Annotated in this window: 11 protein-coding genes; 8 read left to right on the top strand and 3 right to left on the bottom strand. The window is 58.8% G+C overall.

Annotation, left to right across the window (positions count from 1 at the left end; all coding sequences use genetic code 11):
- Positions 1-10: 10 nt before the first annotated feature.
- The 8 genes from HF682_RS01215 (at position 11) to HF682_RS01180 (ending at position 10,702) form a co-directional block, all read left to right on the top strand.
- The gene (locus tag HF682_RS01215; protein ID WP_168875437.1) at positions 11-745 is read left to right on the top strand and encodes a 4'-phosphopantetheinyl transferase family protein; all 735 of its coding nucleotides are present in this window, start codon (positions 11-13) and stop codon (positions 743-745) included.
- A complete protein-coding gene (locus HF682_RS01210) occupies positions 733-2,379 on the top strand; it encodes a cyclic peptide export ABC transporter (RefSeq protein WP_168875436.1) in 1,647 nt (548 codons plus the stop codon). Before HF682_RS01215 ends, HF682_RS01210 begins: the two co-directional genes overlap by 13 nt.
- 23 nt (positions 2,380-2,402) lie before the next feature.
- Positions 2,403-6,527 (top strand): non-ribosomal peptide synthetase, encoded by a 4,125-nt coding sequence (locus tag HF682_RS01205; RefSeq protein ID WP_168875435.1) that lies wholly within the window; start codon positions 2,403-2,405, stop codon positions 6,525-6,527.
- Positions 6,524-7,357 (top strand): hypothetical protein, encoded by an 834-nt coding sequence (locus HF682_RS01200; RefSeq protein ID WP_168875434.1) that lies wholly within the window; start codon positions 6,524-6,526, stop codon positions 7,355-7,357. Before HF682_RS01205 ends, HF682_RS01200 begins: the two co-directional genes overlap by 4 nt.
- On the top strand, positions 7,350-8,045 hold the full coding sequence (locus HF682_RS01195; protein ID WP_168875433.1) for a hypothetical protein: 696 nt from the start codon (positions 7,350-7,352) through the stop codon (positions 8,043-8,045). The genes HF682_RS01200 and HF682_RS01195 overlap by 8 nt, the downstream gene beginning before the upstream one ends.
- A gap of 76 nt (positions 8,046-8,121) precedes the next feature.
- Positions 8,122-8,994: a TauD/TfdA dioxygenase family protein gene (locus HF682_RS01190; RefSeq protein ID WP_168875432.1), complete on the top strand. Its 873-nt coding sequence runs from the start codon at positions 8,122-8,124 to the stop codon at positions 8,992-8,994.
- A 59-nt stretch (positions 8,995-9,053) separates the two neighbouring features.
- Positions 9,054-9,935, top strand: coding sequence for a TauD/TfdA dioxygenase family protein (locus HF682_RS01185; protein ID WP_168875431.1), 882 nt, complete (start codon positions 9,054-9,056; stop codon positions 9,933-9,935).
- A gap of 26 nt (positions 9,936-9,961) precedes the next feature.
- Positions 9,962-10,702 carry a thioesterase II family protein gene (locus tag HF682_RS01180; RefSeq protein ID WP_168875430.1) on the top strand — a complete coding sequence of 247 codons (741 nt, stop codon included), beginning with the start codon at positions 9,962-9,964 and terminating at the stop codon, positions 10,700-10,702.
- Between the two features lie 16 nt (positions 10,703-10,718).
- Here the strand turns inward: HF682_RS01180 and HF682_RS01175 are convergent, their stop codons facing one another.
- The 3 genes from HF682_RS01175 to HF682_RS01165 all read right to left on the bottom strand — a co-directional run bounded on the left by HF682_RS01175 (position 10,719) and on the right by HF682_RS01165 (position 13,601).
- Entirely contained in the window at positions 10,719-11,867 is a 1,149-nt protein-coding gene (locus tag HF682_RS01175; RefSeq protein WP_308418683.1) for an acyl-CoA dehydrogenase family protein, read from the bottom strand.
- A 2-nt stretch (positions 11,868-11,869) separates the two neighbouring features.
- A complete protein-coding gene (locus tag HF682_RS01170) occupies positions 11,870-12,322 on the bottom strand; it encodes a MaoC family dehydratase (protein WP_168875429.1) in 453 nt (150 codons plus the stop codon).
- Positions 12,323-12,416: 94 nt separating this feature from the next.
- Positions 12,417-13,601: an acetyl-CoA C-acyltransferase gene (locus tag HF682_RS01165; protein WP_168875428.1), complete on the bottom strand. Its 1,185-nt coding sequence runs from the start codon at positions 13,599-13,601 to the stop codon at positions 12,417-12,419.
- Positions 13,602-13,740: the final 139 nt, after the last annotated feature.

Raw genomic sequence — 13,740 nt, 5'->3', positions numbered from 1 at the left:
GAGGCAAGCCATGATTGAGCTGACCAACATTGCCGCGCCGGAGGCCTTGCTGCACCCGTTGGTGCAGGTGCGGGCATGCCGGTTTCATTACGACGGGAATGGCGTGACAGATGGGGTGAGTGCGCCAGCCAGTACGGATGTGCCGATCTTGCCGGAGAGCATGACGCGTGCAGTCGCCAAGCGGCAGGCCGAGTTCCTGGCAGGGCGACTGGCGGCGAGTGCTGCGTTGCGCAGTCTGGGTGCCTCGGGGCATGTCCCGGTTGGCGAGGACCGTAGCCCGCAATGGCCTGCGGGCATCGTAGGCAGCATCAGCCATACGGATCGCCTGGCCATCGCGGTGGTGGCGCGGGCGACACAGTGCATTGGTTTGGGTATAGACATCGAGCCGGTGATGGATAGCGACACGGTCCGCAATCTGCAACACATGATTGCCCGGCCCGAAGAGCTGGCCTTGAAGCCGCAAAGCCTGTCACTACCTCAGTTCCTAACCTTGCTGTTTTCGGCCAAGGAAGCCTTGTACAAGGCCGTGTTTCCCCGCTTGCAGCAGGTGCTGGAGTTTCACGATGCCCGTTTGTTGGGTGTTCGCGATAACACCCTGCAGCTGGCGTTGTGCTCAAACGATTTGCCGGGCTGGGCCCGCCAACCTTTCAACGTGTCCAGCTGCCTGACGGATGGACTCGGCTTTAGCTGGTGTTATCAGCTTACTCCTTCCATGGACCATGAGGTGAACACATGCCTTATCTGATGTATCTGTACCGGCAGTCACGCATGCTGCTGCTGGTCGCCACCCTGGCCGGGCTGGTGTGCGGCATTGCCGGTGCCTTGCTGGCGGTGCTGATCAGCAATGGCCTGCAAGGGCGCGCTATTGGCACCATGGCGGCGGTGGCCTTCTTTGGCTTGTGCGCACTGATCCTGATCAGCAAGACCGCTTCGGAAATGGCACTGATCCGCCTCACGCAGCGTGCCATTTACCGCATGCGCATTCGTTTGAGCCATCAGCTGCTGGCAACGCCGCAGCGCAAACTGCAAGAGCTGGGGCGCCATGGTCTGACCACCATCCTGACACGCGATGTTGAAGTGTTCACCATGGCCTTTGAGTACCTGCCAGTGGCCTTCAACAATGGCGTGGTGATTCTGGGATGCATGGCCTATCTGGCATGGGTGTCCTGGCCCGTTTTCCTGATGATCACGCTGCTGATTGTTGTAGGCATTTATGGCTTTCACATGGCTGAGCGCGAGCCGATACGCCAGCTGGCTGCCGCGCGTGATCAGGTGGATTTACTCTACGATCATTTTTACCACTTGATTGATGGCAGTCGCGAGTTGCAACTGAATGCGCAGCGGGGCAAGCACTTTGTGGAGAAAGTGCTGGAGCCGGATGCCGCAGCGTTTTGTGCGCTGAGTACATCCAGTCTGAACCGGTATATGTGGGTCACCAACCTTGGCGGCATGACGTTTTATGTGGTCATGGGGCTGATGTTGTTTGTGGTTCCGATGGTGTGGCCACAGACCAGCGGCGTGCTGATCTCTGTCACACTGGTGTTGTTGTACCTGATCAAACCCATTTTTGAGCTGTTGATTGCCTTGCCCCGCATTCGTAATGCCGTGATTTCCTTGGGGCGCATTCAATACATTGCCAGCGAGCTGGAGTCGGGGGAGGGTACTGAGGATCAGCCGGCTTCTCCCTTTGCTGCAGAACGCGCCCTGGCGCTGGAGCTAAAAGAAGTTGTACACCGCTATCCGGGCGACCTGGAGGATGAGACCTTCCGTCTGGGGCCGGTCAATTTCCGGGTCAAGCAGGGGGAAACCGTCTTTGTGATTGGTGGCAATGGGGGAGGGAAAACCACACTGGCGATGTTGCTGCTCGGCCTGTACCCACCCGATAGCGGAAAAATTCTGCTTAATGGACAAGCCGTTACGCCGGACAACGCCCACGCCTACCGGCAGCATTTTTCGGCCATTTTTTCAGACTTCCACCTGTTTGAGCAGCTCTTGCTGGCAGATGATGGTCAATTGGGTCAACGTGCCCAGCACTACCTGCAACGACTGGGCATCAGCCACAAAGTGGCGTTGAAGGAAGGCGGGCAGTTTTCCACCATCAAGCTTTCCCAGGGGCAACGCAAGCGCCTCGCTTTGGTTGCTGCGTATCTCGAAGACCGTCCGATCTATCTGTTTGATGAATGGGCAGCAGACCAGGACCCACGCTCCAAGCATGTGTTCTATACCGAGCTGCTGCCGGAGCTGAAGGCTCGAGGGAAGGCTGTCATCGTCATCACCCATGATGATGCCTACTTCTCATGCGCGGATCGTATCGTCAAGCTCAATGATGGTGAGCTGCATCCTGTGACGTCGCATGAACTACCCACTGCAATGGCCTGAAATACCTGGACATGGAATTGCTCATGAATCAAACCGAAGCATTGTTGGCCACGTTGCAAGCCAAAGGCATTGTCTTGTCGGCGGAAAATGGCAAATTGAAATGCAAGGCGCCTAAAGGCGTGTTGACGGAAGACCTCCAGCAGACTCTGAGTATCCATAAACAGGCATTGTTGGCACTGCTGTCCGCCCCGTCACCATCCGCCCCGCCTGCAGGCAAAGCCTCCCTCTCATGTGCGCAGCAGCAGCTGTGGTTTCTGTATCAGTTGAGCCCGGAGCAAGGGTTTTATAACAATCCGCTGGCTTTCAGGATTACAGGTCAGCTCAATATGGCGGCGTTGCGAGACAGCTTCGCCCATGTGATCGAACGGCATGGCAGTCTGCGCACCCGCTTTGGTCAGCAAGACGGGCAGGCTTTTCAGGAGGTACTGACAGAGTATCTGCTGCCTTGGCAGACACTGGACTGGCAGGCATTGCCCCCCCACCAGCGAGAACAACAGATTGCAGCGGCCATTGCGGAAGATGCCTCGCGACCTTTCATGCTGGAAGCATCACTGCCAATCCGGGCTACCTTGATCCAGACCGCTGCACAGGAGTGGATATGGCTTGTGTGCGTACATCATATTGTGGCGGATGGCTGGTCGATAGGTTTGTTGTTGAGTGAGTTGATGGCGGCCTATCAGGCTTTCAGCCAGCATGAGCAGCCTCAGCTGGATGTGCTGCCGCTGCAGTACATTGACTATGCGCGCCAGCAGCAACAGCTGCTGACGCCCGAGATTCAGGCAGAGCAGTTGGCTTACTGGAAGCGGCAGCTGGGGGATGCTCCAGCATTGCTGCCCCTGCCGACCGATCGACCCCGTCCGCTGATCCAGCGGCATCATGGTCAACGTCATTTCTGTCAGGTCAGCCGCGATGTGCTGGCCCGGTTGCAGCAGCTGGGCCGGGAGCAGCAGTGCACGCTATTCATGTTGCTGCAAGCCGGGTTCTCTCTCATTCTGGCCAAGCATGCCAATACCCGGGATGTGTCGATGGGCACGCCGTTCGCCAACCGGAACCGCAGCGAGCTGGAACCACTGATCGGGCATTTCATCAACACGGTGGTACTGCGCAACCAGCCACAGCCCACGCAAAGTCTGCAGGATTATCTGAGGGCGGTACGCCAGATGGTGCTGGAGGCTTACGAAAATCAGGATGTCCCGTTTGAGCAGGTGGTTGAAGCCATCAATCCGGAGCGTAGCACCAGCTATACGCCTTTGTTCCAGGTGTTGCTGGTCCTGCGCAACCTGCCCAAGGCGGCTTCGCATGAGTTGCAGGATATTCAGCTGACCGCACTGGATGCACAGAATCACACCGCCAAGTTTGACCTGGGCTTGTCAATGACGGAAACCGAGGCCGGGCTCGATCTGGAATTTGAGTTCAATACGGATCTGTTTGACCCGGATACCATCGCACGGCTGGCCGGGCATTACACCTACCTGCTGTCCCGGATGCCCTCTGAGCTCATGTTGCCCTTGCAGCAGCTATCCTGGGTGCCGCCAGATGAGCAGCAATCCATCCTGCAGCAGTTCAGTCGTGGTCCTGCGGCTCCGGCATGGTCTGATGAGGATGTGATTCACCACCGTTTTGAGCAGCAAGCACGCCGTACACCCGATGCGGTTGCTGTGGTGTATCAAGGCCAGCAGTACCGCTATGCCGAGCTCGACAGGCGAGCTTCGGTACTTGCCGCCAGGCTGCTCCAGTCCGGGGTCGCTCCCGAGGATCGTGTTGCCCTCTGCCTGAACCGGGGCTTGCACATGCCGGTTGCCATGCTGGGTGTGTTGAAGGCGGGTGCAGCTTATGTTCCGATGGACCCGGATTATCCGCATGACCGCCTCCAGCACATGCTGCAGGATAGTGGTGCGACCATGGCAGTGGTGGATGATGCTGGAGCCCGAGCGGTAGAGGGTTGTGCTGTAAACGGTCTGATCAACCTGTCGCAAGTGGATACCGGAACACCGGATGGGCCAGAGGTAACCCTCCCCAAAGTAAGTCGTCATCAACTGGCTTACGTCATTTACACCTCAGGGTCTACCGGCAAGCCCAAGGGCGTCATGGTTGAGCATGGTTCTGCCGTCAACTTCTGGCGTGTGATGCAAGGCTCTACGCATGAGGGTTTGCCGGTGCCCTCAGTCGTTGCACTCAATTCTGCCTATACCTTTGACATGTCACTCAAAGGCTGGCTGCAGCTGCTGAGTGGGCATAGCCTGCATATCCTGCCGCAAGAGATCCGGGCAGATGGCGCGGCACTGCTGGCGTACTTCCGCCAGACCGGCATTGCCGCTTTTGAATGCACACCGACCCAACTCGACATGCTGCTGGCTGAGGGTTTGCTGACCGCCACCGACCTGCCACTGCAGCGTGTGCTGATTGGTGGTGAGCCGGTGAGCCCGCCCATGTGGTCACAACTGCGTCAAGCCGAAGCGATCCGCTTCTACAATATGTATGGCCCGACGGAATGCACGGTGGATGTCACCATCGGCTTGATCAATGGTGCCGGTGAGCAGCCCGATATTGGCTCAGTCATCACTGGAGACCGGGTGTACATTCTGGACGAGGCTTTGCGTCCCGTTCCCGTTGGGGTGCAGGGTGAGCTGTATCTGGCGGGGGCAGGGCTGGCTCGCGGTTATCTGAATCAGCCTGAGTTGACCCAGACCCGTTTTGTGGCAGACCCATTTTCCCCAGAGACGGGTGCCAGGATGTATCGCTCCGGTGATCTGGGTCGTTGGCGGCAGGATGGACGGATCGAATACATCGGGCGTAACGATTTTCAGGTCAAGCTGCGCGGTTTCCGCATCGAGCTCGGAGAAATCGAAAAAGCCTTGATGCTGCTGGACGATGTTCGGGAGTCCGTGGTTTTGCTGGATCAGACGGGAGAAGAGGGCCGGCTGGTTGCTGCAGTAGCCCGGCCCGGCGATCCAGCCAGCCGCAGCCTGCCAGAATGGCGGGCCTTGTTGCTGACCGCCTTGCCGGCGCACATGATTCCCAGCGTTTTTGTCGAATTTCCGAAGTTGCCCCAAACCCGAAACGGCAAGCTGGATCGTGAGCAGGTACTGGAAGCGGCCCGGCATGCACAAGGCAGCTATCAGGTTAATCTGGCCAGCCCGCGTGATCATATCGAACTGAGGCTATACCAGATCTGGAAAAGCCTGTTGCTACAGCCGGCCATCAGTATCCGGGATAACTTCTTTGATATCGGCGGGACCTCCATATCGGCCATCAAGCTGGCGCACCGGATCAAGGCTGAGTTCAATATGGACCTGCCACTGCATGACATCCTGCGCTATAGCTCGATTGAAGCGATGGCAGGGCGGCTGCGGCAGGCCGAGGACGCCTCCAGCAATGGCCAGTTGGTCACCCTGCGGGCTGGCGAGGGCAAACACAATGTGGTGTGTATCCACCCGGCGGGGGGGACCGCTTTCTGCTACTTGTCCCTTGCCAAAGTGTTGCCGGAGTCATGCGGAGTGTATGGCATTCAGTCCCCGGGCATACAGCCCGGTGAAGCCCGCTTGCCGTCCATTGAGGCAATGGCGGAATACTATCTGCAGTGCATTACCCACCTGAGTGCGGGTCCGCTGGTGCTGACCGGGCTGTCTTTTGGTGGTCTGGTGGCCTATGAGATGGCGGCCCGTCTGGTTGCAGAAGGGCATACACAGGTGTCTGTGGTGATGCTGGATACACAAGGGGTGGACGACGAGACCGAGCGCGCGGATATCGCTCAGGTCAGCATGCAGGAGTTCCGGCAGAAGCTGATCAAATTCAATGGCATGTACCCAGGCATCGAAGATGAGCAGATTGAGCGTTACTTCACAGTTTATAACCACAACCGTCTGACTCGAAAAGCCTATTTCCCTGGCGAGTGCGGTGCACGGGTCGTACTGATTCAAGCCATGGGGGGGCGGGGGCGCGGCTTGCTCCGCGAGGGGCGGGCCTTCTGGCGGCAACGGGCCTCCCGCTATTACCGGGTGCATCTGGTGCATGGCGACCATTGGGAGATGCTGGAAACGGCAGAAATCCTGCGGGTGGGCAAAGTGTTGAAGCGCGAGCTGGGACTGTTGTCCAGTCAGGTCGTACACAAGGCCGGCCGTGAGCAGGGTGAGGCGTTGCCAGCATGACCTACCTTGAAGGGTTGCAACATTTTCGCCGTGCCAGGGCTTCAGGGGCATTGCACCAGGGCGTGTGGCATCACCCGGATGGCGGCGGTTGCCTGCTGGCGGTGCTGTCACCCACGGCCAGCCACAGTACAGAGGTTCCTGCCTCACTGATGCCGGACTGGCTGGCGCAGATGATCCCTCCGCTGTTTGATGGTCTGCCTGCTGCCACCTACCTGGATTGGGGCGAGGCCCTGATCATTGCACTGTCGTCTTTTGAGGGCAGGCCCATCCCGCGGCGCATTCTGCATCACTGGCTGCTGCATGGCTTGTTGCCGGTTCTGAAGCTGAGCTGTGAGCTTAGACATGGTTACCCGGAACAGGTGCAGCGGCTGATGGATCTCCACCGTGATGCACTGGCCGACAGGCTCCATGATCACGAAACGTGGCTTTCCGGCCTGGAGGGAGCACTGCAAGCTGCATTCACATATGGCTATGACTATGCCTCGGCCTACCAACAGTCTTACCTGCGTTGCTTGCAATATGCGCAAGCACAGCAGTACCCGGATGCGGAGCCCATGTCGCGCGAGTATGGAGAGGAAAATGCCCTGGCAAACCGCAAGGCCTTTGTGCAGGCCAATGCCAAGGTGCATGCGGCGATGGACGCCGATTGGCTGGCCCAGCGGGATGCAGGACAGCCATCGCCAGGCACGCTGTATGGACAGCTGCAGGCCGTGACGCAGGGCTATTTGCTGACCGTGGGCGACACGGCTGAGGCACAAGGTATGCTGCACCAGCGTCTGGCGGATGCACTGCTGGCGGCGGTGCGGGAAGCGGGGAGGGATTATGGCTGAGACCGCCCGTTTTCTGCTGGTAGGTGATTCCCATGCGGGTGCCATTGGCCGGGCGGCGCAGGCTGCGGAGGTTCCCTTTGTGGGTGGCCCCGTTGGTGCCGGGCGGGATTTCATCGGCCGCTTTCATGAGCGCTGTGGTGAGGAAATCCGCTGGCTGCATGCCGGCGTTGCCGCGTATATGGATGAATTCCAGCGTACGCTGGGCGGTGGCCCGCTGGGCAAGCTGACCACTCCTGTGGTGTCGACCATAGGGTTTGGCGCCCATTTCTTCGCCATTCATGAAAGCTGGCGTATTTACCAGGACAGGCAGCAGCAATATTCGCCTGCATTCCTTGCAGGGCCGCTGTTTTCAAAACTGATTGGGGTCATGGCGCAAGACGCGCTGGCGCTTTATCGGGATCTGCATGATATGGGGCTGCGTGTCCTGGCGGTCATGCCGCCACAACGGGTATTGGAAACGGCAGACCCGACGATCTTTTTTGCCGCGCAGGAGGCCCTCAAGCAACACCTGCAGGCCATCGGCATCGAAGTGATTGATGTTCGACCAGAAGCAGCCGGGCCGGATGGTTATCAACGGCCCGAGTACTGTGAACCCAATGACACCCTGCATGGCAATCAGGCGTTTGGTGCCTTGATCCTGAATGCCTTGCATCAGGCAGGTGTAGGCGTCATGCATGAATCGCAGTAGCAGTGGCAGGAACAGTGGCAGTTATATCCTGGTAGTGACTTTGATAAACCAATGAATCAAGCGACAAGGAGATACGATGAGTCATTATGTTCGTGAAGCGGTAGAGCGGATTACCACCCGAAAGCTGGCCCCTTATGAAACCATCAAGGTAGAGCCGATCACACCGATCATTGGTGCTGAAATTTCCGGTGTAGATCTGACGCGTGAGCTGACCGCACAACAGATTGCTGAAATTCGCCGTGCCTGGCTGGAGCACCATGTGGTGGTGTTCCGCAAGCAGGAGCTGTCTGCGGAGGATCAGAAGCGGGTGGCCCGCTATTTTGGTGAACTGCGGCAGTTTCCGATTGCCAAGTTTGATGGGGGAGATCCGGAAGTCGTTGAGGCCCGCTCCGGGCGTGACAACGAGCACATTGTGGGTGGATTGTGGCACACCGATGGCACCGGCGATGAGGCGCCGTCTGCGGGCTCTTTCCTGTACATGATGGACATGCCGGAAGTGCAGGGTGGTGACACCATGTTCTCCAATATGCATCTCGCTTACGACATGATGTCGCCGGCGATGAAAGCTTTTCTGGAAGGCCTGACCGCACACCATGACGGCATTGTGGCCTGGCGTGGCCACAAACCGCCAGAGGGTTTCCCGATTGCGCGTGCCGATCACCCGGTCGTGATGACGCACCCGGAAAATGGTCGCAAGAACCTGTTCGTCAATTCCGGGTTTACCACCAAAATCAATGAGCTTGCTCCATTTGAAAGCCAGCAGCTGCTGCAGATGCTGTACCGGATGATTGAGCAAGAGCCGATTCTGGCTTGCCGCATTCGCTGGGAAAAGCACGCCATGGTGTGGTGGGATAACCGCTGCACCCAGCACTTTGCGGTTTGGGATTATTATCCCTACAACCGCCATGTTCGTCGGGTCACCATCAACGGAAGCAAACCCACCCTGTAACAATCCGGCAAGCGGGGTGACTGGAGTGCTCCGCTTGCTTTCTTTGCTAAAGGCCTGCCATGAGTCAGTTTGTACGAGCTGCTGTCGAAAAAATCACCACTGCGCCCACTCAGCGCTACGAAACCCTCGGAGTTCAACCTCTGACCCCCATCATTGGGGCCGAAGTCAGTGGCGTCGATCTGTCACGCCCGCTGGAAGGTGTTCAACTGGCGGAATTGAAACGCGCTTTCCTGCGGCATCATGTGCTGGTGTTTCGTGATCAGCACATTCAGCCGGATGATCAACGTCGCTTTGCCCAGTATTTCGGTTCGCTCAAGGTTCTGCCCATCAGCAAGGTGGATGGCGGTGATCCCAATATTCTGGATATCACGGCATCCAAGGATTCAGAATTCGTCGTCGGAACAGAATGGCACACCGATGGCACAGCGGAAGAAGCGCCCTCATTGGGCTCCATTCTCTATATCAAGCAGACGCCAGCACTGGGGGCCGGAGGCGATACCTTGTTTGCCAACATGCACCTCGCCTATGAAATGCTATCGCCCGCCATGCGTCAGTTTCTGGATGGGCTGACCGCGATGCACGACGGTATTGTGCCATGGCGTGAGTATGGCTATGAGCCGCCTGAGGGGCTGGAGATTCCGCGTACGGAGCATCCGGTTGTCGTTAGGCACCCTGAAACTGGAAGAAAACTGCTGTACGTCAATTCCGGCTTTACCACTCATATTGTCCAGCTGGCGCCACCAGAGAGCAAGCCGTTGCTGGACATGTTGATTCGGCTGCCCCAGCAAGAGCCGATCCTGAGTTGCCGGGTTCGCTGGCAGCCCAACACGGTCGTGCTGTGGGATAACCGTTGTACCCAGCATCACGCCGTCTGGGATTACTACCCGTTTGACCGGTTTGGCCAGCGTGTCACAATTGAAGGCTCTCGCCCCACGGCGTGATGCTGGAAGCAGATAGGATGCAACTTGTGAAAACAGAGTCAAAATGGCTATTTGGCCAGCCGGCCAGTGATGCCCGAATTCGGCTGATCGGGTTTCCATTTGCGGGGGGCAGTGTGGCTGCCTTTCAAGGCTGGGCCGAAGGGCTGGGGTCGCAGATCGGCCTGCAGATTGTCAGCCTGCCGGGACGGGGGAGTCGTTTGTTTGATCCCCCGTGCGATGACTGGTCAACCCTGGTCGAGGTATTGTGTGCCGAGCTGGCGCCGCTGTTTGATCGCCCGGTAGCCTTTTTCGGCCACAGCCTCGGCGCACTTCTGGCATTCGAAACGGCGCGAGCATTGCGGGCGCGAGGGTTACCGCTGCATTCACTGTGGCTGTCTGGTGCAGAGGCGCCGCACCGGCGGGCCCTCAAGCGCCGTCTGCATGACTTGCCGGAGCGTGACTTGATCGAGGCGCTGCGGGACTATAATGGCACACCGGCTGAACTGCTGGACCATGCCGAGATGATGGAATTGCTGCTGCCAGGTATCCGGGCAGATTTTGCCTTGTCAGAGCGTTATGTCTGGCAGGATCAGGAAGGGGGGCTAACGTGCCCCATGCACTTGCTGCTGGGAGACTCGGATCCCTATGTGGAGCTGCCCCGCGCGCTGGCTTGGTCTGAGCTGGGGGCGGCTGGCATGACACGCCATGATTTCAACGGAGACCATTTCTTCCTGAACCCCCACCAGCAAGCCATCTGGCAACGGTTGCAAGACGGCCTGCGTGTGTAAGGAGGCTGCTGGGGAGTCAGGCGAGGCTGCCACCCACCCCCAGCTCGCGGGCGATGATCAGGCGCTGGATATCGCTGGTGCCTTCGTAGATCTGTGTGACGCGCACATCGCGGTAGATGCGCTCGACCGGGAAGTCATTGAGGTAGCCATAGCCGCCAAAGGTCTGCAAGGCATCAGAGCAGACCTGCTCGGCCATCTCTGAAGCAAACAGTTTGGCCATGGCGGCTTCTTTCAAGCAGGGCTGGCCGGCATCTTTCAGGCTGGCTGCGTGCCACACCAGCTGCCGTGCCGCCTCCAGACGAGTGGCTGCGCTGGCCAGGCGGAATTGCACCGCTTGATGCTGGTAAATGGGCTTGCCGAAGCTCTGCCGCTCACGGGCATAATCCAGCGCACACTGCAAGGCGCTACGCGCCATGCCGAGACATTGTGCCGCGATACCAATACGACCGGATTCCAGATTGGCCAGCGCAATGCGGTAGCCTTCGCCTTCCTGCCCCAGACGCAGTGAGGCGGGGACGCGCACCTTGTCAAAAGCCAGTGCCGCCGTATCGGAACAATGCTGTCCGAGCTTGTCTTCCACACGAACGACTTCAAAGCCAGGTAAATCCGTGGGGACGATAAAGGCAGTAATGCCTTGACGCCCGGCGTTTGGGTCTGTTACCGCAAACACGATGGCGGCACCCGCGTGGCGGCCATTGGTGATGAACTGCTTGCTGCCGCTGATCAGGTAGTCGTCACCCTCCCGCACCGCCTTGGCCTGCAGTGCGGCCGCGTCTGAGCCGGCCTGGGGCTCGGTCAGGCAAAACGCGCCCAGCATCTCGCCTGAGGCAAAGGGGCGCAGGAAACGCGCCTTCTGTTCCGGGGTACCAAAGTGCAAGACCGGCCCGCACACTACGGAATTTTGTACGGACAGGATGGTCGAGATGGCGCCATCTCCTGCGGCGACTTCTTCCAGTGCCACCGCTGCAGACAGGTAATCCAGCCCGGCGCCGCCCCATTCAGTCGGTACTGTCAGGCCAAACAGACCCATGCTGGCTAGGGCCTGCAATTCTTCACGGGGAAAACGGTGGCTGCGGTCACGCTCAGCCGCAGTGGGCCATAGTTCATGTTGTGCGTAATCACGCACGGCGTCACGGATCAGACGCTGGTCTTCATTCAGCAGCACATTCAGCCCTCAGTCGGTCGTAACGCCACCCAGATGGCGTTTTCCAGACTCATGATCAATTGGTCATGCTGGTTGAAGGTACGCCATGCCAGGGTTACCACGCCAAAACCGGGGCGAGACTGCGAGTGCTTGCGGCCCATGACATCAAACTCGGCCCGAATGGTATCACCCGGCCGAACCGGCTGATGCCAGATCAGTTTGTCGATCTGCAAGCCCACCAGCCCATTGCTGATCTTGCTCAGGTCTGAGTCGGCCAGCATGCGCATGGTCAAGGCTGCAGTATGCCAGCCTGATGACACCAGACCGCCAAACACACTCTGCAGGCCCGCCATCGGGTCCAGATGAAAGGGCTGCGGGTCAAAGCGCCGGGCGAAATCCACAATTTCTTCCACGGTGGCACTGATGGGGCCACCATGGAACACCCGGCCTGGCGTTAAATCTTCAAAGTACAGCATGCATTTACCTCATGGGTACACGAGAAGAACAAGCCCTGAAACCAGCCCACATGCTACAAGAGGCCGGGCGACAAGGCGAGTGCTTCACCACCCGTCAGAGGCATTCAAACGCCATGGCTGTGGCTTCGCCACCACCAATGCACAATGAAGCCACACCGCGCTTGAGCCCATACTGTCGTAAAGCGGACAGCAGGGTCACGACCACACGTGCACCAGAGGCCCCGATCGGATGGCCCAGGGCGCACGCTCCGCCATGAATGTTGACCTTGTCGGCCGAAAGCTTGAGGTCGTGCATGGCCGCCATGGTGACGACCGCAAAGGCTTCATTGATCTCGTACAAATCCACATCGCTTGCTTGCCAGCCGCAGCGTTGCAGCAGCTTCTGCATGGCAAATACCGGAGCGGTGGTGAACAAGGCCGGGGCTTGGGCATGGCTGGCATGGCCGACGATTCGGGCCAGCGGCGCAAGGCCGCGGCGTTCGGCTTCAGAGGCCCGCATCAACACCAGCGCGGCGGCACCATCCGAAATGGAGCTGGCATTGGCCGGGGTGATGGTGCCATCCTTGCGGAAGGCGGGTTTTAACTGCGGGATCTTGTCCAGCCGGGCCTTACCGGGCTGCTCATCCACGTTGATGACGTGCTCGCCTTGCTTGCTGCGCAGGGTGACCGGTGCAATTTCTGCAGCAAAGCGCTGCTCCGTGGTGGCTTGCTGCGCACGGGTCAGCGAGCGAATGGCAAATTCATCCTGTGCCTCACGGCTAAAACCGTACTGGTCGGCGCATTCTTCGGCAAAGCTGCCCATCAGGCGGCCTTTGTCATAGGCATCTTCCAGACCATCCAGAAACATATGATCCTTGACTTCGCCGTGGCCCAGGCGCATGCCTGCGCGGGCCTTGGGCAGCAGGTAAGGGGCATTGCTCATGCTTTCCATGCCGCCGGCCAGCATCACCCGGTTGCTGTCGGCCAGCAACAGGTCATGAGCCAGCATCAGGGCCTGCATGCCGGAACCGCACATCTTGTTGATGGTGGTGCAGGGCACCGACTGCGGCAAACCGGCACCAATAATGGCCTGGCGGGCTGGAGCCTGGCCTTGTCCGGCGGACAGCACATTGCCGATGATGGCTTCGTCCAGGTCGGTTCCGCTCAACTGACTGCGTTCGATTGCGGCACGCACGGCAACGGCGCCCAGCTCGCTGGCACTCAGGCTGTGAAAATCGCCCTGAAAGCCCCCCATCGGGGTACGGGCAATACTGATGATGACAATCGGATCGTTGCGCATGGTCCAGCTCCTGCATGAGAGAGGGGATAGCCGCATTATCATTTACGTTTACGTTAACGTCAATTTGTGTTCGGGTGCAAGAGCAGGTCAACCGGACAGGGGCATGGTACAAGCCGCAGCTGGCCTCGTCATCACTTTG

The organism is Leeia aquatica (assembly GCF_012641365.1).
GTDB classification, from domain to species: Bacteria; Pseudomonadota; Gammaproteobacteria; order Burkholderiales; family Leeiaceae; genus Leeia; species Leeia aquatica.
This window is presented reverse-complemented; position numbering and strand designations above follow the sequence as displayed.

What these genes read in the sequence shown, in the direction of transcription:
- HF682_RS01185 (WP_168875431.1), top strand. Translation starts at nt 9,054, where the DNA reads ATGAGTCAGTTTGTACGAGCTGCTGTCGAAAAAATCACCACTGCGCCC.
- HF682_RS01215 (WP_168875437.1), top strand. Translation starts at nt 11, where the DNA reads ATGATTGAGCTGACCAACATTGCCGCGCCGGAGGCCTTGCTGCACCCG.
- HF682_RS01165 (WP_168875428.1), bottom strand. Translation starts at nt 13,601, where the DNA reads ATGCGCAACGATCCGATTGTCATCATCAGTATTGCCCGTACCCCGATG.
- HF682_RS01205 (WP_168875435.1), top strand. Translation starts at nt 2,403, where the DNA reads ATGAATCAAACCGAAGCATTGTTGGCCACGTTGCAAGCCAAAGGCATT.
- HF682_RS01190 (WP_168875432.1), top strand. Translation starts at nt 8,122, where the DNA reads ATGAGTCATTATGTTCGTGAAGCGGTAGAGCGGATTACCACCCGAAAG.
- HF682_RS01195 (WP_168875433.1), top strand. Translation starts at nt 7,350, where the DNA reads ATGGCTGAGACCGCCCGTTTTCTGCTGGTAGGTGATTCCCATGCGGGT.
- HF682_RS01210 (WP_168875436.1), top strand. Translation starts at nt 733, where the DNA reads ATGCCTTATCTGATGTATCTGTACCGGCAGTCACGCATGCTGCTGCTG.
- HF682_RS01170 (WP_168875429.1), bottom strand. Translation starts at nt 12,322, where the DNA reads ATGCTGTACTTTGAAGATTTAACGCCAGGCCGGGTGTTCCATGGTGGC.
- HF682_RS01200 (WP_168875434.1), top strand. Translation starts at nt 6,524, where the DNA reads ATGACCTACCTTGAAGGGTTGCAACATTTTCGCCGTGCCAGGGCTTCA.